Raw genomic sequence first — 19,216 nt, forward strand, 5'->3', positions numbered from 1 at the left:
CTATCCGGCCTCTTCATGGATTACTGCATTCCACGCGTTTGTAAAAACAGGATGGTAGCTGCAACGCGAGAGCGCACATTGAGTTTGCGCAGCAGGTTGCGAATATGCACTTTCACGGTCTGTTCGGAAATATTCAGCACTGACGCAATCTGCTTGTTCGACAGCCCCTGAGCCAGTTCATGCAATACATCCAGTTCACGTTCGGTGAGAATGCTGAAGGGATCTTCTTGTGCGCCGAACAGATCGCGTTCGCGCAGATATTCGCTGACGCGTGTGCTAAAAGCTTTACCGCCTTTGGCGCCGCTGCGAATGGCCTCCAGCAAGACTTCAGGATCGCTGTCTTTGAGTAAATAACCATCCGCGCCGGCATCAATTAAGGCGTACACATCGCTGGCGGCATCCGAGACGGTAAGAATAATAATTTGCGCGGTGACGCCATCCCGGCGCAGCGCATTCAGGGTGTCCAGTCCGCTCATGCCTTTCATATTGAGATCCAGCAGGATCACATCCAGGTCCAGACGGTTAGCCAGATCGATAGCGCTGGCACCGTCACCTGCTTCCGCGACTACGTTAAATGCGGGATCCAGTTGCAATAATTGACTAATTCCTCGCCGCATTAGTGGGTGGTCGTCGACAATCAGCACCCGAAAAGGCGTTGCTTCAGGCATACTATTCTCCTGAGTTTTTATTAGTATCATTATTGTTTTCAGCGCATCACTCGTCTAGTTTCATCGCGCTGATGAGAGGGTAAATTTTACCCCAATTTGTGCATGGGTAAGTAGTAAAACCTGTGCCAAAGGCCGGGCTAATAATAAGGAATGTGGAATCGCAGGTATAAAAAAACCAACCATGAAGGTTAATGCCGATCATTTAAGGATCGGTTGACCGATCCGGTGGTTGATGTAAAAAGGGTTCATGTCTCTACATGGACCTTTTTAAATGGAACTTTCACAGGCTCTCGGCATTATTCATCTCACTACAAAGTGAACGGGCCCGTTCACTTTGTAGTGGCACACTGAATTTGGCCACCTGAACAGAGGTGATATCCTCACCTCTGTTCAGGTGCCTCAATGAAGAAAAGAAATTTCAGCGCAGAGTTTAAACGCGAATCAGCCCAACTTGTTGTTGATCAAAACTACACTGTTGCTGATGCGGCCAGTGTTATGGATGTGGGGCTCTCCACAATGACACGGTGGGTAAAACAGCTGCGTGATGAACGCCGGGGCAATATCCCAAAAGCCTCCCCAATAACCCCGGAACAAATCGAAATACGTGAACTGAAAAAAAAAGCTACAACGTATTGAAATGGAAAATGAAATATTAAAAAAGGCTACCGCGCTCTTGATGTCAGACTCCCTGAACAATTCTCGTTAATCGGGAAGCTCAGGGCGCGTTATCCAGTGGCCACACTCTGCCACGTGTTCGGGGTTCATCGCAGCAGCTACAAATACTGGAAAAACCGTCCTGAAAAGCCAGACGGCAGGCGGGCTGTATTACGCAGCCAGGTTCTGGAGCTGCATAACATCAGCCATGGCTCTGCTGGCGCAAGAAGTATCGCGACCATGGCAACGCTGAGAGGTTTCCGGATGGGACGATGGCTTGCCGGCAGACTCATGAAAGAGCTGGGGCTGGTGAGTTGTCAGCAGCCTACTCACCGTTATAAGCGCGGCGGTCATGAACACATCGCTATCCCGAATCACCTTGAGCGGCAGTTCGCAGTGACAGAGCCTAAGCAGCTTAATTCGTGGCAATGAATCCTGACAGGGTTACTACTTTACAGTGTATGGGTTATGTATTTACGGAGCGTGATTAATTATTTTTTATTGATTCAGATCACAACTTTACAAATTGTTTCGATTTACATTAATTTACAGTGTCTGGGTAATTCCTTAGGTGTTAATAAAAATGAAGATTAAGCTATTGATGGTGGCGGCAGTTTCTTTAGTTGTACTCAGCGGTTGTACAAATGACCCTAATAGCATGTGGAACAGTCGTTATGCTTTTAAATCAGTTGGTCAGGTGATGGCGATGTGCGATAGCGGTGATAAGGCGGCTTGTTACGCTGCCGCTGATATGCAAGGTCTTACGAATGGATTGAATGCGGCGAACCAGCAAATGCAGCAGCAACAAGCAGTGCAACAGCAGCAGCAACAAGCAGCACCGACTATGACTACGACAACCTGCAACCCTATGGGTAATGGCGTTGTGTGTAACACCTATTGATTTGTACTCCATTCAAGAATATCAATGCCGCCCCATAGAAATGTTCCTGTGGGGTTCTGCGGTTTTGATTCTCCTCAAATAAATTCCCTTTTACAGTGTCCTGCTCTTCACAGTGTTGAGGGCTGAAAAGCTCGATTGATTTTTTCGGCACGTAGCGCAGCCTGATAGCTCATGCCGTAATGAACTGGAAGTATGGTTTTTTGCACCTGTCATAGTGGCGTAATATTTGTAATGAACTTCACAAAGTGCGAATTGACAATGCAAGGGATTTATGTAGAAGTGTCGGGGCAAAAGATCAAGTGTGCATACACAAAATCCTAGCCCCGATTAGATTTCCAACAACATAACTAACTTGTTGAAAATAGGGTGTTAATTGGTCGGCACGAGAGGATTTGAACCTCCGACCCCCGACACCCCATGACGGTGCGCTACCAGGCTGCGCTACGTGCCGACGCTATGGCTGCTAATACTACTGCTTTCCGCTGCGAATGCAAGGGGAAGCATCGCTAAGTGATTTATAATTAATCAGTTAGCAATAAATCGTTTCTCATCCGTCAGAACCTGTAGCAGCAGGCTTAGCTGCGGTTTCTGATCTTTTATTTTTTCGCCGCGTAAATCATAGGTCTGATAATTACCGTTGTTGTTCAGCACCAGCGTCATCTCTGGCGTCGTAACTGCCATCGTGCTGCCGTCGGCGGCGGTAACCCAGTAATGGCGGCGGTTTGCATTGAACAGATCCTGCCCCTGCGAGTATTCGTTAGCAGGCGTGCTGACGTGCAGCAGGCGCTGCATGAGCGTTGTCATCAGGTCTGTATGATCGGTCAGGCTATTGATGCGTTGGGCAGGCGTTCCCGGCCAGTGAATAACCAGCGGAACCTGCAGATGGCCACGCGACCAGGCAAAATTGTTCTCTTCCTGAGTCAGCGGCACGCCCCGACCTGCGGTAATAATCACCACCGTGTTGTTCAGTTTACCGGAGTCGCGCAGGGCACTAAGAATACGGTTAATATTGGCATCCACATCCTGAGCGGCGCTGGCATAGCGTTTGGCAAAGTTCTTCTGGTTGCTGTTATCAAGGTTCGTCCCGTTAAAGGAGACCCACGAGAACCAGCGGTTATCTTCCTGCGCGTAGCGCCCCAGCCAGTTAATCCACTGACTTGCGGTTTGTTCGTCAGATTGCGTTTGTACGCTTGGCATGGAGAAGTCTGACAGCAGCGCCTGGCGATACAGCGGGCTGGTAAAGCCATCCGAGGAGAATAGCCCTAACTGGTAACCCTGCTGGTTCAGTGCAGTAATCAGCGCCGCAGGCGTACGGGTCGACAAAATGCCGTCCATGTAGCTTGGCGAGACACCATAGAACAGGCCAAAGATGCCATTATCCGTGGTATTGCCTGAGCTCATGTGACGCGTAAACGAGATATTCTGCCCGGCGAATTCAGCCAGCGCAGGCATCTGTTTTTCAAAGCGTGAGTAGTTCAGACCGTCGACGGTAATAAGCAGCACGTTCTGACCGGTGCCCATATCGCGATAGCGCAGTTCGCTGAGCGGGTACTGCACGGAAACCGCTTCTGGATTGCCCTGTTCGATCAGGCGTCGCTGATACTCTTGCGCATCCAGCAGGCCATGTTTTTCCAGGAATTTACGTGCCGTCATCGGGTAGGAGAGCGGCAGATTCGCACGCTGCATGGTAATCGGGCGATAAAAATTGGCATCCGCCCAGATATACACCACGTGCGAGGCGATAAAGGAAACGAAGAAGAATGCTGCTAACGGTTTGGCAAAATGGCGACGACGCGTCAGGCTGCGCAGCTTTTGCCAGCTCCAGGTCGCAAACAGCATTTCAATTAACAGAATAACCGGTACGCTGATAAACATCAGCTGCCAGTCACGCGCCGCTTCATTCTGGTCTGGGTTGATGACCAGTTCCCAGACGATTGGATTGAGATGCAGGTGGAAGCGGGTGAAAACTTCGCTGTCGATTAGCAACAGCGTCATGCCAGCCGTCGCCAGAATAGCTGATAAGAATCGCATCAGCCTCTGGGACATGACGATAAACGTCAGGGGAAACAGGATCAGCAGATAGGTGGCGAACACCAGAAAGCTAAAATGCCCGACAACGCTCAGGTAGGAATAAACACGACCTGCAAGGGTTGTCGGCCAGTCGGCGACAAACAGGTAACGGCTACCGAGCACCATGGCCAACAGAATGTTGAACAAGGCAAACCAGTGCCCCCAGCTAACCATCTGGGAGACTTTCTCACGGTAGCGTTGACGATGAGTTACCATAAACTGTTGTTCGTTTCCCCGGAGCAGGCTCTTAATGCGCTTGGTCGTCGTTTACCGAAGACTGCAATGCGCGGGCAAAAGAGTTGGCAATCGCCTGGCGCTGGGCCGGTGCGATGCTTGTATTGATAAGGTTAGTCACCATATTTCCCAGTACCATCAGGGAAAGGTCGGTCGGCGCCTTATGTTTTTCCAGTACGTTGAGCATCTCATTCAGCAGTTGTTCAACGTGTTCGTCACTATAGCGGGAAATTTGTGGCATAAATCGAAATCAGTCTGTTCATGAAAGGGCAACATATTACCGTACAGACAGTTTTTTTTCTGCTTTTTTATCTTCTATTGCGTCACTGCCCGGCAGGTGGTTGAATACCGCCCGGTCTAAAAGGAGAGTTTATCATGAGTCTGGATATCAACCAGATTGCCCTGCACCAGCTTATCAAACGTGACGAGCAGAACCTTGAGCTGGTCTTGCGCGATTCATTACTGGAACCGACAGCGACCGTTGTCGATATGATGGCTGAGTTGCATCGGGTGTACAGCGCCAAGAATAAAGCTTATGGCCTGTTTAGCGCAGAGAGTGAACTGGCGCAAACGCTGCGTTTACAGCGTCAGGGCGAAGAGGATTTTCTGGCCTTTAGTCGTGCAGCGACAGGGCGCTTGCGGGACGAACTGGCAAAATATCCTTTTGCCGATGGCGGCATTGTCCTGTTCTGCCATTACCGCTATCTGGCGGTAGAGTATCTGCTGGTCGCCGTGCTGAACAATTTAAGCAGTATGCGCGTCAATGAAAATCTGGATATCAACCCGACGCACTATCTGGATATCAATCATGCGGATATCGTGGCGCGTATTGATTTAACCGAGTGGGAAACCAACCCGGAGTCCACGCGCTATCTGACGTTCCTGAAAGGGCGGGTAGGGCGCAAAGTCGCCGATTTCTTTATGGACTTCCTGGGCGCCAGCGAGGGGCTTAACGCCAAAGCGCAAAACCGCGGCCTGTTGCAGGCGGTCGATGACTTTACCGCCGAGGCGCAACTCGATAAAGCTGAACGCCAGAACGTGCGTCAGCAGGTGTACAGCTACTGCAACGAGCAACTGCAGGCCGGTGAAGAGATCGAGTTGGAGTCGCTGTCCAAAGAGCTTTCCGGCGTCAGTGAAGTCAGCTTCAGCGAATTTACCGCTGATAAAGGCTACGAGCTGGAAGAGAGCTTCCCGGCGGATCGCAGCACGCTGCGTCAGTTAACCAAATTTGCCGGAAGCGGCGGCGGGTTAACCATCAACTTCGACGCCATGTTACTGGGTGAGCGTATTTTCTGGGATCCAGCCACAGATACTTTGACCATCAAAGGTACGCCGCCGAACCTGCGAGATCAGCTACAGCGTCGTACTTCGGGCGGGAAATAAAGCCGTTTGCCGGATGGGGGCGTTAACGCCCCCATCCGGCCTGTGTGATTCATCTTTACCGCCAACAAAATCCCATAAAAAAACCCCGCCGAGGCGGGGTTTTTCTTCAACTTGTAGGCGATTATGCGCGAACGAAGTCGATGTGTGCCAGCTTCGGCTTGAACGGGTGACGCTGTACTGCCTGAGCTTTAACTTTCACTTCTTTACCGTCAACAACGATGGTCAGAACTTCGCTGTAGAATTCAGCTTTAGCTTGCATGTTCATAACTGCATCGTGATCCAGTTCGATAGCAACCGGGGCTTCTGCGCCACCATAGATGATTGCCGGGAACTTGTTAGCGGCACGCAGGCGGCGGCTCGCACCCTTACCCTGCTCTTTACGTACTTCAGCGTTGATAGTAAACATTTAAATCTCTCTTTAATAATTCCTGCTACAGGCGACCCAGCAACAGGTAAGTGATCTGCTTTGCGTATGCAAAAGCGGGCGAGATTCTATACTTAAACGGCTGGTACATCAATCAAAAGTACGATTAACCGCGTAATTCATGTGCCCGACGATAGCGTCCTTCATAATCGAAGACCTTTTCACGGACCTGCCAGTACTGACCTTTCATGCGCGCCACCACGAAATCAGGATGACGTAACAGCGCCTGCTGGGCGAGGATATCGGCGGCGGTTATCCAGCGTAAGGGAATGCCGGGCGTTCGGGTGTGCGGGCGAATAAACAGTTGCTCGAAAGCCGTACGTTGCGCGGGAGTATGCAGGCGAAAGCGTTCGCTAACGTCGGCACCATCTTCATCGTAATAGGTGATTTTTAGCCATTCGCCTTTTTCATCCTGGCCGTTTTGTAACACCATGCCGCTACAGCGCAGGACCAGCGCATCTTTGAGCCTGAGCGCGGCTTTCAGCATGTCATCCGGGTCAACCAGCACCGTGTCGCACTCCCGACAGCGGCGGGCGGCGATATCATTTTCCGCGTTGCATTGTGGGCAGTTTTTAAAACGAAAACGAAAATCGCACTGTTCGCGATGGCCGTCATCATCTTCAAACCACCCCTGACAGCGGCGGCCAAAGTGTTCAATCAGCGTGCCGTCTGCCGTTGTTTTGCCCCAGAAGGTGTTTGCAAACCCGCAGGCGGGACAGAACACCTGCACCGGAACGTTATCGCTTTTCCCTTTCGGCGCCCCCACTTCCGGCGCATAAAGATCGTGCGGGTTACCGGCATAATCGAGGATCAGACAGTCGGTTTTACCCGGCGCCAGGCGCAGGCCGCGACCGACAATTTGTTGGTAAAGGCTAACTGACTCCGTCGGGCGCAGAATGGCGATAAGGTCGACGTGCGGGGCATCGAAGCCAGTGGTCAGGACCGACACATTCACCAGATAGCGAAAGCGCTGGGCTTTGAACTCTTCAATCAGCACATCACGCTCTGCGCCAGGCGTGTCTCCGGTGATTAGCGCGGCATCGTCAGCAGGCAGCAGGCCCAGGATTTCTTTGGCGTGCTCCACTGTGGCGGCGAAAATCATCACCCCTTTGCGCGTCTGGGCAAACTCGACAATCTGGCTGATGATATGCGGCGTTATTCGCTGCTGCTTTTTCAGTTCCTGATTGAGATCCGTTTCGCTAAACAGGCCGTTACTCTGTGCCTGCAGGCGGCTGAAGTCATACTGCACTACCGGCATGTCGAGGCGTTCTGGCGGCGTCAGGTAGCCGTGTTTAATCATGTAACGCAACGGTAATTCATAAATGCAGTCACGAAACAGCGCTTTTTCATCGCCGCGCACCATACCGTGATAATGAAAGTGATAAATCCAGCCTTTGCCCAAACGAAAAGGAGTGGCAGTAAGCCCGAGCAGGCGTAAGTGGGGATTTACTTTGGTCAGGTGAGTGAGGATTTGCTGATATTGACTCTCGTCATCATCACCAATACGGTGACATTCATCGACGATAAGCAGCGAGAATTCTCCCTGAAAGGCGTCAAGATTACGCGCTACCGACTGTACGCTGCCAAATACCACTTTCCCGTGGCTCTCTTTACGCTTCAGACCTGCGGCAAAAATATCGGCTTCCAGCCCCAACGCGCGATATTTGGCATGGTTTTGCGCGACCAGTTCTTTAACGTGCGCCAGTATCAGCACGCGACCACGCGCCACGCGGGCCAGTTCAGCAATCACCAGGCTTTTTCCCGCACCGGTTGGCAGGACGATAACCGCTGGCGTGCGATGGTGGCGGAAATGGTTGAGCGTGGCATCCACGGCTTCTTTTTGGTACGGGCGAAGAGTAAAAATCATGGGCTCATTAAGGTAAGCAGCAACAATGTATAGTATGCCATGAATCATTTCCCTTGAGGGATGGTGTAACGCCGCTATACTGGGCGGATAATCGTCCCACTTTTCGGGCGCAATCCCGCTTCTTGTTTTTTACAGGCAAAAATCACACTCATGCGACTTGATAAATTTATCGCTCAGCAACTCGGCGTCAGCCGCGCTATTGCCGGGCGTGAGATCCGTGCTAACCGCGTTACCGTCGACGGTGAAATCGTCAAAAACAGTGCCTTTAAGCTGCTGCCAGAACACGACGTAGAATATGACGGTAATTCCCTGATTCAACAAAATGGCCCGCGCTATTTTATGCTGAATAAACCTCAGGGTTATGTTTGTTCAACGGATGACCCGGATCACCCGACAGTGCTCTATTTCCTTGATGAGCCGGTTGCCTACAAACTGCATGCGGCAGGGCGTCTGGATATCGACACCACCGGACTGGTGCTGATGACCGATGACGGACAGTGGTCGCATCGCATCACTTCGCCACGTCACCATTGTGAGAAAACCTATCTGGTGACGCTGGAGTCGCCGGTGGCAGATGACACCGCCGAACAGTTTGCCCATGGCGTACAACTGCATAATGAGAAAGACCTGACCAAACCGGCCGTGCTGGAGGTTATTACGCCAACTCAGGTGCGATTGACCATCAGCGAAGGGCGCTATCATCAGGTTAAACGTATGTTTGCCGCCGTAGGTAACCACGTTGTGGAACTGCACCGTGAACGGATTGGTGACATCAAGCTTGATGAGGATCTGGAGCCGGGTGAATACCGTCCATTGACCGAAGAAGAAATCGCCAGCGTTAACTTAACCCCGCGTTAATTTCAGGAGCTAAATGTGACCACCCGGCAGAACTCGTCAATTGCCATTGTCTTTATCCTTGGCTTGTTAGCCATGCTGATGCCGTTGTCGATTGATATGTATCTTCCGGCACTACCTGTTATCTCTGAACAGTTTGGTGTGCCTGCAGGTAGCGCGCAGATGACCCTCAGTACCTATATTCTTGGGTTCGCGGTGGGGCAGTTACTCTATGGTCCAATGGCTGACAGCATTGGGCGCAAGCCGGTGATTCTGGGCGGGACGCTGGTGTTTGCGGCGGCGGCAGTTGCCTGTGCGCTGGCACAAACTATCGATCAACTGATCGTGATGCGTTTCTTCCATGGTCTGGCTGCGGCTGCGGCGAGCGTGGTTATCAACGCCCTGATGCGCGATATCTATCCGAAGGAAGAGTTTTCGCGCATGATGTCATTTGTCATGCTGGTCACGACAATTGCACCCTTACTGGCACCCATCGTGGGCGGCTGGGTATTGGTATGGCTGAGCTGGCACTACATCTTTTGGATCCTCGCCGTGGCGGCTATTCTGGCGTCGGTGATGATCTTTACGCTGATCAAAGAGACCTTGCCGGTTGAGCGCCGCCAGCCGTTTCGCTTGCGTACTACTCTCGGCAACTTTGCCTCGCTGTTTCGCCACAAGCGTGTACTGAGCTATATGCTGGCCAGTGGGTTTAGTTTTGCCGGGATGTTCTCGTTCCTGAGCGCCGGACCTTTTGTTTACATTGAGATCAACCACGTTTCACCGCAGCATTTCGGCTATTACTTCGCGCTGAACATTGTTTTCCTGTTTGTGATGACCATCATCAACAGCCGCTTTGTTCGTCGGGTTGGGGCGTTGAATATGTTCCGTACTGGCCTGTGGATCCAATTCGTGATGGCGGGCTGGATGGTCTTTAGCGCACTGTTCGGGGTTGGTTTCTGGGCGCTGGTGGTGGGCGTTGCGGCGTTTGTTGGCTGCGTGTCGATGGTGTCATCCAACGCCATGGCGGTCATTCTGGATGAATTTCCGCATATGGCGGGAACGGCGTCATCGCTGGCAGGGACGTTCCGTTTTGGCATTGGCGCCATCGTTGGGGCGCTGCTGTCACTGGCGACCTTTAACTCGGCCTGGCCGATGATCTGGTCGATAGCGTTTTGCGCTACCTGCTCAATTCTCTTCTATCTCTACGCCAGCCGCGCCAAAAAACGGTGATCTATTACACAACCTGGGGGCGATAGGGCCTCCAGAGTTGATGTACATCAACCGAAAATCTATCAATTTCCCCGCTTATGTTTATTTTATGTAAAATCAATTTATGTAAAAAGTCACATCATTGTAGTTAAAAAGGTTGAGTTAGATCGCAGAAACGAGTACATATAGCGCGGAAATATGCCAGAACCGTTGAATAAATTTAAATATTTGGTTCGGAAAGTGGCATAAAGTCAGGGTGTAAACGTTTACGAACTGTTTAAAGACGTATTGTCAATGATGTGTTAATATTGATGTAAAATAATTGTGAAGTGATTGTACTTCCAGGGAAAGAAAGTGATGACATTACAACTCTCAATCGTTCATCGTCTGCCACAGTGCTATCGTTGGTCGGTGGGTTTCGCAGGTTCAAAGGTTGAACCGATTCCGCAAAACGGTCAGAGCAATGAGAACAGCCTGGTGGCGCTCAAATTGCTTAGCCCTGATGGTGACAGCGCGTGGTCAGTCATGCATAAACTCAGCCAGGCCCTCAGCGACATTGAGGTACCTTGTTCCGTGTTGGAATGCGAAGGAGAGCCGTGCCTGTTTGTGAATCGTCAGGATGAATTTGCCGCGACCTGCAGACTGAAAAATTTCGGCGTGGCCATCGCAGAGCCGTTTTCAAATAACAATCCGTTTTGAGCGTCAGCTTAGCGCGAGCAGCTGACGCGTATATGCCTGCTGTGGCGCGTTAAATACGTGCTCGCATTGTCCTTGCTCCACGACCTCTCCCTGCCTTAGCACAATAACCTGATGGCATAACGCGCGTACTACGTGCAAATCATGGCTGATAAAGATATAAGCCAGGCGATGCTTTTCCTGTAAAGACTTTAATAACGTCAGGATTTGCGCCTGTACGGTTCTGTCGAGCGACGATGTTGGTTCATCCAGAATGATCAGGGAAGGCTTGAGAATCAAGGCTCTGGCAATGGCTATACGTTGACGTTGACCGCCGGAAAACTCCGCCGGGTAACGATGCCGCGTTTCGCTATCCAGTCCCACTTCCGCCATTACCGCTTTCACCTGCGCTTCGCGCTGCTCGGCTGACAGGGTTGGCTGATGAACGCGCAGTCCCTCCTCAATAATCTGTAGCACGCTCAGGCGCGGGTTCAGCGAGGAGTTGGGATCCTGAAACACGACCTGAATGCGGTGACGTACCGGTAACAGCTGGCGGCGATTTAAGGTATGCAGCGCCAGGCCATCGAACACAATGCTTCCCTGTGAGGTGATTAACCTCAGTAGCGCCAGCCCGGTAGTGCTTTTCCCCGATCCTGACTCCCCGACCAGCCCCAGCGTTTCACCGGGCCGGAGGGAAAAACTGACGTTGTTAACCACAACGTTATGGTCCACCACGCGCTTCAGGATACCTTTACGGATGGGGAAGGCGACGCAGAGTTTTTCCACTTCCAGCAATGGAGCTTGCCCGGCAGGTACAGGCACCGGATCGCCGGAAGGTTCGCTGTTTAACAATTTCTGCGTGTAGGGATGTGTTGGCGCAGTGAGCAGCTGTGCTGCTCGATTTTGCTCAACGCACTGGCCGTTTTGCATCACCGCAACGGTATCGGCGAGTTTTTTCACAATGCTGAGGTTGTGGGTGATAAACAGTAATCCCATGTTCAGCTCGCGCTGTAGCTCCCGCAGCAGCTGCAGGATTTGCGCCTGTACGGAGACATCCAGCGCGGTGGTCGGTTCATCGGCAATAAGCAGCTCCGGTCGCGTAAGCAGCGCCATGGCGATCATCACGCGCTGGCGTTCACCGCCGGATAGCTGGTGCGGATAGTCTGCGAGACGTTTGGCCGCCTGACGGATGCCGACCCGATCCAGACAGGTCAGTATTTCTGCCCGCGCGGCCTCCCGACGCATTCCCCGATGCAGCGACAGCACTTCATACAGCTGTTTTTCCAGGTTGTGAAGCGGGTTTAGCGACACCATTGGTTCCTGGAAAATCATGGCGATTTTATTCCCGCGAACGCCGCGAAGCGTCTGCTCATCGGCATGAAGCAATGATTCACCATGAAAACGGATGTCGCCGGAAAGGTAGACTGCGGGAGGGGTCGGTAATAACCGTAGAATAGAAAGTGCGGTCACGCTTTTACCCGAACCGGACTCGCCCACCAGCGCCAGAGTTTGCCCGGCTTCAACCCTCAGTGAGAGGGTATTGACCACGGTGCGCACGGTCTCCTGTTGGCGAAAACCTACCGATAAATTTTCAATAGCTAACAGTGGTTGTGTCATCTTAAATCGCCTTGTTGGGATCGAACGCGTCGCGTACCGCTTCACCAATAAATATCAGTAGCGATAATAGCAGGGCAACGGAGATGAACGCGGTGATGCCAAGCCACGGTGCCTGCAGGTTGTTTTTACCCTGTAACAGGAGTTCTCCCAGCGATGGCGAGCCAAGCGGTAAGCCGAAGCCAAGAAAATCCAGCGAGGTCAGAGTGGTGATCGAGGCGCATAATATAAACGGTAAAAAGGTCAGGGCGGCGACCATCGCATTGGGCAGCATATGGCGCAGAATAATACTGCGATCGCTCACGCCGAGCGCCTGAGCGGCACGAATGTAATCAAAGTTTCGGGTACGTAAAAATTCCGCGCGTACCACGCCAACCAGGCTCATCCAGCCAAACAGCACGGTAATGCCCAGTAGCCACCAGAAGTTTGGCTGGACCACGCTCGACAGCAGTATGATCAAAAACAGCGTTGGCATACCTGACCAAACCTCAATGAATCGTTGCCCCCACAAATCCACCTTGCCGCCATAATAGCCCTGGATTGCGCCAGCCATGATCCCCATCACGCTGGAGCACAGGGTTAGCATTAATCCGAACAGGACAGAAATACGTGTGCCGTAGAGGATCCGTGCCAGCACATCACCACCGTTGGCGTCCGTTCCCAGCCAGTTTTGTGCAGAAGGCGGGGAAGGGAAGGGCTTATCGGTGGCAAAGTTAATGCTGGTGGCTCCAAAGCGTATCGGCGCCCACAGGATCCAGCCCCGGTTTTCCAGGCGCTGCTGTAACCACGGATCCTGATAATCAGCCTGGGTCGCCAATGGTCCGCCGAAGTCGCTTTCACTGTAGTTTTTGAACAAGGGGAAATACCAGCTACTGTCGTAGCGCACCAGTAGCGGCTTATCATTGGCAATCAGTTCTGAACACAGGCTAAGGCCGAAGAGCAGTAGAAAAATCCACAGCGACCAATAGCCGCGACGGTTATGGCGAAAACGCGCCCAGCGGGCCTGATTGACGGGGCTTAATCGCGACATTAGCGTCCCTCAAAATCAATACGGGGATCGACCAGCGTATAGCTGATGTCGCTGAGGATATTCAGCAGCAGACCGATCAGGGTGAAGATATAGAGCGTGCCAAACATTACCGGGTAGTCACGTGATACGGTGGATTCATAACCCAGTAGTCCCAGACCGTTAAGCGAAAACATCACTTCAATCAGCAGCGAACCGGTAAAAAACATGCTGATAAACGTTGCCGGGAAGCCAGCGATTACCAGCAACATGGCATTGCGAAACACATGTTTCCACAGAATGTTTTTCTCGCTGACCCCTTTGGCGCGCGCGGTGACGACATACTGTTTGCGTACCTCATCCAGAAATGAGTTTTTGGTCAGCATGGTTAGCGCGGCAAACCCCCCAACCACCGTCGCCAGCACTGGCAGGGTAATATGCCAAAGGTAGTCGGTCACTTTCTGATACCAGGGCAGGGAATCAAAATTGGCGGAAACCAGTCCGCGAAGCGGGAACAGGTCGTAATAGCTGCCCCCGGCAAAAAAGACGATCAGTAAAATCGCAAACAAAAAGGCCGGTATGGCATAGCCAATAATAATGAATGCGCTGCTCCAGACATCAAATCGGCTGCCGTTGTGAACGGCTTTGCGGATCCCAAGCGGTATCGACACCAGATAGATAATGAGCGTACTCCATAGCCCCAGCGTGACGGAAACAGGCAGGCTATCTTTGATAAGCGTCAGCACTGAGGCGCTACGAAACAGACTGTCGCCGAAATCGAAACGAATATAGTCCCAGAGCATTTTGAAATAACGCTCATGAATGGGCTTATCGAACCCGTAACGGCGAGTGATTTCGGCGATCACTTCCGGGTCAAGACCACGGCCGCCTCGGTAATTACTGTCGCTGATATTGCCGACGCCGGTTTGCGCGTGGCTGGCGCGAATGCCTTCACTACCCGCGCCGGGTAATGCCCCGCTTTGTCCGAACTCAATAGCGGCGACGGCCTGCTCAACCGGACCACCGGGGGCAATCTGCACGATAAAAAAGTTGATGGTGATGATGGCCCAAAGCGTTGGGATCACCAGTAGCAGACGTCGAATCAGATAAGCGCCCATTTATTCTCCCTGCCGTCTGGCTGCTGGCAGTTTCGCCGCTTTGTTAACGTCGTACCACCAGTTGTCGAGACCAATGGTATAAATGGGGCGAATAGCTGGATGCGAAAACTTATCCCACCAGGCGATGCGATCCTCTGCCATAAACCACATCGGCAACATGTAGTAGTTCCACGTTAATACCCTGTCCAGTGCCCGACCGAGTGGGATTAGTTTGGCTTTATCACCCTGCGCCGTGATGATTTGGTTGATCAGTTTATCAATCACCGGGTTTTGCACGCCCGGGGCGTTATAGCTGGAGTCAATATATTCAGAGGCCCAGAGAATTTGCAGGTCCGAACTTGGCCACGGCATTGCGCGATACAATCTCGGCATCATGTCATAGTCACGACTGCGCAGCCGGTTTGTGATTTGTGAGTTATCAACCTGGCGGATGTTCATTGTAATGCCTAAGCGCTGCAGGTTGTGCTGGAACGGCAGCACCCACTGACTGTTACTGCCCGCCGGGAGCAACAGTTCAAAGCTCAGGGGTTTACCGTTGGCGCTGTTTACGCGCTGTTGTCCCTTAAGTACCCATCCGGCCTGCTCCAGTAAGGCATCGGCTTTCAACAGGTTGTCACGATCGTAGCCATCGCCTTTTGATTTCGGCGGCTGATAAATTTGGCTGAAGACCTCAGGAGGGAGATCTTTTTTCAAGGGCGCAAGTATCACCAGTTCATCCGCATCGGGGTAATTTTTAGCGGCATACTCGGTATTCTGAAAATAGCTGTTGGTCCGACTCCAGGCGTTATAGAACAGAGCTTTATTCATCCATTCAAAATCAAAGGCCAGGGTGATGGCTTCTCGCACCCGTCGGTCGCTGAACACCGGGCGCTGAATATTAAACGCCAGCCAACGCGTATCCTGGGCGGATTCGTTTTTTTGCTCATCTTTGATGATGTAATGATTCGCGAAATTTTTACCGGTATAACGTGTCGCCCAGTTTTTGGCATCGTTTTCAAGACGCAGGTCAAACGCTCCGGCCTTAAACGCTTCAAAGGCGACGTTGTCATCCAGATAGTAGTCGTAGCGGATGGTATCAAAGTTCCAGCGGCCACGGTTGACGGGCAGATTAGCGGCCCAATAATCGTTGACGCGCGAATAGACAATGTACTGACCCATCTTCCATTTCGTGATGCGATAAGGACCGCTGGCGAGCGGAGGCGATGATAAGGGATCGCTGAGCTTATGATCTTTCCAGTACTTCTCTGGCATCACGGGTAATGAAAACAGGCTGAGCATGTCCTCTTTACCCGGTTTGGCTAATTCAATACGTACGGTTAATGGCGCGATCGCTTTTACCGTTGTTCCCTTGTAGACCAGGCGAAATTGCGGCACGCCTTCAGTCATAAATTTGTGGAAGGTGAATGCGACATCGCTGGCAGTAATGGGGGAGCCATCGTGAAAACGCGCCCGCGGATTGATGGCGATTTCTACCCAGGAATAGTCATCAGCATAGCGTGCGCTGTCGGCGATGAGCGGATAATAGCTGCCAGGTTCATCGTCAGAGGTAGTAAACAGCGTATCGTAAAGCGTTTCGGTACGTGCTCCGGGATTACCGCGCATCGCATAGCGGTTGAAGTTATCGAACGTGCCGATGGCGGAGAGGATGATTTGCCCGCCTTTGGGGGCCGCAGGGTTGACGTAATCAAAGTGATTAAAGTTAAACGCGTACTTCGGTTCGCCCAGTACGGCAAAAGCATAGCTTTCTTTGATGGACTGCGCCTCGGCGCTAAACCCGATGAGGGCGATAAACAGCAGCAATACGCGAGGGATCATTAAAAGCGATTTCCTTTTCCTGCCGCAACCCGACGGGCATCATGCCTGAAAGATAAGGGATGTGGCGGCGAGTGAGAGTATATGATTCGCATACTGCGATCACCACGTCGGCTTATTGGGCTGCGCCATCCAACGCACGAAATCAGCAAGTTTTAATGGTCGGCTAATCCAGTATCCCTGGAAAAAATGCACTCCACGATCGCGCAGCCAACGGGCTTGCTCAGGCGTTTCAACCCCTTCAGCAACCGTCAGCATATTAAGACGCTTAGAGAGTGTCAACACGGCGTCCAGAACCGGAGAGGTCAGGGTCTCTGTTCCAATGGCGTTAATAAACCCGCGATCGATTTTCAGGTAGTCAACGGTAAAGCGTTCCAGATAAATCAGCGCGCTATGACCGGTGCCAAAATCATCAATGGCAATTTCAAAACCTGCGGAATGAAGCCATTCAAAAAGCTTTGTGGCCTCGTGTTGATTAAGCATATCCCGTTCGGTGATTTCCAGCACCATCTGGAAATGGTTTGCGGGAAGCGAGGCCTGCAGGTGATGAATGTCGTCTTTAAACGTCTCGCCGTGCAGATGCGTTGGCGCGATATTGATCCCCAATTTTGCTCCAGCGGGTAACACTTTTTGCAGCATCGGTGCGTCCTGGGCTATCAACTTAAAGAGATGCTGGGTCAGCGGGACAATCATTTTCTGGGATTCGGCGTAGTGAATAAAAGCATCCGGAGGGATCTCACCCGTTGTTGGATGATTCCAGCGTAATAACACCTCTACACCTTTCACCTCCAGTGTCTGCACCTCTACGACGGGCTGGTACACCACATAAAATTGGTTATGTTTGATAGCGTTGAGGATATCTTTGCCCGGACGTAAACGGATTGTGTAGATGTAGTACCAGAGAAGAAGTGCGGCAATAATCCCCGCCATGCATCCCAACATAATCGAATACCAGATGTCGGTATAGGTCCACTCATCAGCATATAAACGAATCTGTAGCGGAATACCTTCCAGGGTCGCCTGCCGCCAGTGAGAGTGGGGCAGAGCGGAGGCATCAATAATCCGTGATGAAAATGTTGAAATCGCGTTATCACCGACGACTATGGCAATACCGTTAAAATCATCCTGTCGGGCGGTATAAAGCAGATAAGGGGCCAGATTAATATTCAGTGAGGTAAACACGCCGCTATCAGTGAACGATGGGTTCCGGTGCCAAATCATTATCGCCGGCTTGTTCGGCATCATGGGTGTACCGGGGAGTAATTCCACATCAATATTTCTGCTGATATCGAGGCTTGGGACCAGATCTAAAATCGGGGTGAACATTGCGCCCGTTGCGGAGGAGCAGAAAGCAATGCCGTTTTTGACCAGTAAAAATGCGCGAACGTTGAGGCTAAAGGCCGCGCTGGAGGTCAGTTGAGCAGCGACTTGTTGGCAACTGTTGGCGACCAGTGGCTGAAGGTCATCTGTGGTGGATTTGAGATCGGCGAAGTAGCTGCTGACATAATTCTGGATATCGGAAAGAAGCGTGTCGTACTTAATGTCTCGTTTATGCCAGGTCACGAAAAATTGCAGGGTACTCACCAGGAGCGCGACGATAAGCCCCGTTAACATACAGGAAAGCAGGATTTTCTGATTGGATGAAGAGGAGCGTTTAAACATAGTTCCTTATGTTTACCTGAGTTAACCGCTTATTCTGTATGAATATAACCTGAAATGACTCACCTTGTGAGATTTTTCTTAGTCACAAGACAAAGCAAAAAAAAAGCACCGCCGAAGCAGTGCTTTTCAAAATGTCTCATCAGGATAGCCAAGGGATAGCTGCCAAACGAAATTAACTGCGGCTCAGGACCCGGCGAGCTTCGTTGTAACGTTTTTTCCAGTAAGGTTCGTTCATGCTGGAAATGATAACGCCGCTGCTGGTCGAGGCGTGTACGAACTGGTTGTTGCCGATATAAATACCGACGTGACGGCCAGTGGAGCCAGCACGGAACAGAACCAGATCGCCTGTGCGCAGGTTAGTGCGCGAAACGGATTTACCCGTTTCCTGTTGTTCGTAGGTTGAGCGAGGAAGCTCTAAACCAAATTGCTCGCGGAACGTACGTTGTACGAAGCTTGAACAATCAATGCCTTTTTTGGTGCTGCCGCCAAGGCGGTAACGCACGCCTTTCCAGTCAGCATACTGGTCCATAATACGTGATTTAACATCGATATTACGGACCATATTTTCAAATTCATCCTGAGAGGCTTGCAGTGAAGAGTTATCTCCATTGCCCACAGCATGCGTCTCAGAATGCATATTCCTGGCGGTGTTCGTTGTGCTACATGCAGAAAGCAGAACCGCAACTGCTATCGCGGGTATGCCCCGCAAGATATATCTCAAAATCGGTTGAGATTTGACCATTTTGTTTGTTTTCCCTTGAAGTCCTTAACGATAAATATCGTTATAAAAAATGCCAAACGTGACGAGACTAATTACCATCGCACGATGAGACAATTCTTTAAGGTCAAATCTGTGGCAGAACGCACAAATTTATTCCTGAAGAGAATAATTATCCGGCGAGGCAAAACGAGTTCGAGATTACCCGATCGGTCCGGTCATTGCGAGTGAATTTACGTGATTTCTTATAAGAAAAATTGATACAGAAAGTGAATAACCGGCATTGCCTAAATTAAGAACAATCGGGATAAAAAAGACGCAACCCAATCATTTTAAAGATGAATAAGATGACGAGAGAATGACAGCC

16 protein-coding genes, 1 tRNA gene and 1 pseudogene are annotated in these 19,216 nt (G+C 51.3%); 6 read left to right on the plus strand and 12 right to left on the minus strand.

The window, feature by feature from the left end:
• Nucleotides 1–20: 20 nt before the first annotated feature.
• A complete protein-coding gene (gene narP, locus HVZ39_RS08605) occupies nt 21–668 on the minus strand; it encodes a nitrate/nitrite response regulator protein NarP (RefSeq protein ID WP_016153764.1) in 648 nt (215 codons plus the stop codon).
• A 402-nt stretch (nt 669–1,070) separates the two neighbouring features.
• Between narP and HVZ39_RS08610 the strand changes: the two are divergent.
• Both HVZ39_RS08610 and HVZ39_RS08615 read left to right on the plus strand, forming a co-directional pair.
• Nucleotides 1,071–1,739, plus strand: a pseudogene (locus HVZ39_RS08610) (transposase); the annotation flags it as partial.
• A gap of 166 nt (nt 1,740–1,905) precedes the next feature.
• Complete coding sequence (locus HVZ39_RS08615; RefSeq protein ID WP_181633470.1) at nt 1,906–2,223, plus strand: hypothetical protein; 318 nt, start codon at nt 1,906–1,908, stop codon at nt 2,221–2,223.
• Between the two features lie 374 nt (nt 2,224–2,597).
• Here HVZ39_RS08615 and HVZ39_RS08620 read toward each other — a convergent pair.
• From HVZ39_RS08620 to HVZ39_RS08630, 3 genes are all read right to left on the minus strand, one after another.
• Nucleotides 2,598–2,674 (minus strand) — tRNA-Pro (locus HVZ39_RS08620).
• 74 nt (nt 2,675–2,748) lie between these two features.
• Nucleotides 2,749–4,509, minus strand: a complete 1,761-nt coding sequence (yejM, locus tag HVZ39_RS08625; protein ID WP_016153760.1) for an LPS biosynthesis-modulating metalloenzyme YejM — start codon at nt 4,507–4,509, stop codon at nt 2,749–2,751.
• A 31-nt stretch (nt 4,510–4,540) separates the two neighbouring features.
• Nucleotides 4,541–4,768 (minus strand): YejL family protein, encoded by a 228-nt coding sequence (locus tag HVZ39_RS08630; RefSeq protein ID WP_003027506.1) that lies wholly within the window; start codon nt 4,766–4,768, stop codon nt 4,541–4,543.
• A gap of 134 nt (nt 4,769–4,902) precedes the next feature.
• Here HVZ39_RS08630 and yejK point away from each other — a divergent pair, with 134 nt between their 5' ends.
• On the plus strand, nt 4,903–5,910 hold the full coding sequence (gene yejK / locus HVZ39_RS08635) for a nucleoid-associated protein YejK (RefSeq protein ID WP_016157002.1): 1,008 nt from the start codon (nt 4,903–4,905) through the stop codon (nt 5,908–5,910).
• Nucleotides 5,911–6,031: 121 nt separating this feature from the next.
• On the opposite strand, the gene rplY is transcribed toward yejK, so the two are convergent.
• Together rplY and HVZ39_RS08645 are read right to left on the minus strand one after the other, a co-directional pair.
• Complete coding sequence (gene rplY / locus HVZ39_RS08640) at nt 6,032–6,316, minus strand: 50S ribosomal protein L25 (protein WP_016153758.1); 285 nt, start codon at nt 6,314–6,316, stop codon at nt 6,032–6,034.
• Nucleotides 6,317–6,440: 124 nt separating this feature from the next.
• Nucleotides 6,441–8,201 carry a DEAD/DEAH box helicase gene (locus HVZ39_RS08645; RefSeq protein ID WP_032931694.1) on the minus strand — a complete coding sequence of 587 codons (1,761 nt, stop codon included), beginning with the start codon at nt 8,199–8,201 and terminating at the stop codon, nt 6,441–6,443.
• Between the two features lie 150 nt (nt 8,202–8,351).
• On the opposite strand from HVZ39_RS08645, the gene rsuA reads away from it, so the two are divergent.
• The 3 genes from rsuA to HVZ39_RS08660 all read left to right on the plus strand — a co-directional run bounded on the left by rsuA (nt 8,352) and on the right by HVZ39_RS08660 (nt 10,943).
• Entirely contained in the window at nt 8,352–9,059 is a 708-nt protein-coding gene (rsuA, locus tag HVZ39_RS08650; RefSeq protein ID WP_016153756.1) for a 16S rRNA pseudouridine(516) synthase RsuA, read from the plus strand.
• Nucleotides 9,060–9,074: 15 nt separating this feature from the next.
• Entirely contained in the window at nt 9,075–10,265 is a 1,191-nt protein-coding gene (locus HVZ39_RS08655) for a Bcr/CflA family multidrug efflux MFS transporter (protein WP_016153755.1), read from the plus strand.
• Between the two features lie 333 nt (nt 10,266–10,598).
• Nucleotides 10,599–10,943 (plus strand): YejG family protein, encoded by a 345-nt coding sequence (locus HVZ39_RS08660; protein WP_029139605.1) that lies wholly within the window; start codon nt 10,599–10,601, stop codon nt 10,941–10,943.
• 3 nt (nt 10,944–10,946) lie between these two features.
• On the opposite strand, the gene yejF is transcribed toward HVZ39_RS08660, so the two are convergent.
• From yejF to mepS, 6 genes are all read right to left on the minus strand, one after another.
• On the minus strand, nt 10,947–12,536 hold the full coding sequence (gene yejF / locus HVZ39_RS08665; RefSeq protein WP_047500955.1) for a microcin C ABC transporter ATP-binding protein YejF: 1,590 nt from the start codon (nt 12,534–12,536) through the stop codon (nt 10,947–10,949).
• Nucleotide 12,537: 1 nt separating this feature from the next.
• The gene (locus HVZ39_RS08670) at nt 12,538–13,563 is read right to left on the minus strand and encodes an ABC transporter permease (protein WP_016153752.1); all 1,026 of its coding nucleotides are present in this window, start codon (nt 13,561–13,563) and stop codon (nt 12,538–12,540) included.
• The gene (locus HVZ39_RS08675) at nt 13,563–14,657 is read right to left on the minus strand and encodes a microcin C ABC transporter permease YejB (protein ID WP_016153751.1); all 1,095 of its coding nucleotides are present in this window, start codon (nt 14,655–14,657) and stop codon (nt 13,563–13,565) included. Before HVZ39_RS08675 ends, HVZ39_RS08670 begins: the two co-directional genes overlap by 1 nt.
• Nucleotides 14,658–16,472 carry an extracellular solute-binding protein gene (locus HVZ39_RS08680; RefSeq protein ID WP_181633471.1) on the minus strand — a complete coding sequence of 605 codons (1,815 nt, stop codon included), beginning with the start codon at nt 16,470–16,472 and terminating at the stop codon, nt 14,658–14,660.
• Nucleotides 16,473–16,571: 99 nt separating this feature from the next.
• Nucleotides 16,572–18,131 (minus strand): cyclic di-GMP phosphodiesterase, encoded by a 1,560-nt coding sequence (locus HVZ39_RS08685; RefSeq protein WP_016156997.1) that lies wholly within the window; start codon nt 18,129–18,131, stop codon nt 16,572–16,574.
• Between the two features lie 172 nt (nt 18,132–18,303).
• A complete protein-coding gene (gene mepS, locus HVZ39_RS08690; RefSeq protein ID WP_003027474.1) occupies nt 18,304–18,873 on the minus strand; it encodes a bifunctional murein DD-endopeptidase/murein LD-carboxypeptidase in 570 nt (189 codons plus the stop codon).
• Nucleotides 18,874–19,216 lie beyond the last annotated feature (343 nt).

The sequence above is a fragment of the Citrobacter sp. RHB35-C21 genome, from assembly GCF_013816515.1.
Lineage (GTDB): Bacteria > Pseudomonadota > Gammaproteobacteria > Enterobacterales > Enterobacteriaceae > Citrobacter > Citrobacter braakii.

What these genes read in the sequence shown, in the direction of transcription:
- rsuA (WP_016153756.1), top strand. Translation starts at nt 8,352, where the DNA reads ATGCGACTTGATAAATTTATCGCTCAGCAACTCGGCGTCAGCCGCGCT.
- yejM (WP_016153760.1), bottom strand. Translation starts at nt 4,509, where the DNA reads ATGGTAACTCATCGTCAACGCTACCGTGAGAAAGTCTCCCAGATGGTT.
- HVZ39_RS08615 (WP_181633470.1), top strand. Translation starts at nt 1,906, where the DNA reads ATGAAGATTAAGCTATTGATGGTGGCGGCAGTTTCTTTAGTTGTACTC.
- yejF (WP_047500955.1), bottom strand. Translation starts at nt 12,536, where the DNA reads ATGACACAACCACTGTTAGCTATTGAAAATTTATCGGTAGGTTTTCGC.
- HVZ39_RS08675 (WP_016153751.1), bottom strand. Translation starts at nt 14,657, where the DNA reads ATGGGCGCTTATCTGATTCGACGTCTGCTACTGGTGATCCCAACGCTT.
- HVZ39_RS08680 (WP_181633471.1), bottom strand. Translation starts at nt 16,472, where the DNA reads ATGATCCCTCGCGTATTGCTGCTGTTTATCGCCCTCATCGGGTTTAGC.
- HVZ39_RS08645 (WP_032931694.1), bottom strand. Translation starts at nt 8,201, where the DNA reads ATGATTTTTACTCTTCGCCCGTACCAAAAAGAAGCCGTGGATGCCACG.
- HVZ39_RS08685 (WP_016156997.1), bottom strand. Translation starts at nt 18,131, where the DNA reads ATGTTTAAACGCTCCTCTTCATCCAATCAGAAAATCCTGCTTTCCTGT.
- yejK (WP_016157002.1), top strand. Translation starts at nt 4,903, where the DNA reads ATGAGTCTGGATATCAACCAGATTGCCCTGCACCAGCTTATCAAACGT.
- HVZ39_RS08670 (WP_016153752.1), bottom strand. Translation starts at nt 13,563, where the DNA reads ATGTCGCGATTAAGCCCCGTCAATCAGGCCCGCTGGGCGCGTTTTCGC.
- narP (WP_016153764.1), bottom strand. Translation starts at nt 668, where the DNA reads ATGCCTGAAGCAACGCCTTTTCGGGTGCTGATTGTCGACGACCACCCA.
- rplY (WP_016153758.1), bottom strand. Translation starts at nt 6,316, where the DNA reads ATGTTTACTATCAACGCTGAAGTACGTAAAGAGCAGGGTAAGGGTGCG.
- mepS (WP_003027474.1), bottom strand. Translation starts at nt 18,873, where the DNA reads ATGGTCAAATCTCAACCGATTTTGAGATATATCTTGCGGGGCATACCC.
- HVZ39_RS08630 (WP_003027506.1), bottom strand. Translation starts at nt 4,768, where the DNA reads ATGCCACAAATTTCCCGCTATAGTGACGAACACGTTGAACAACTGCTG.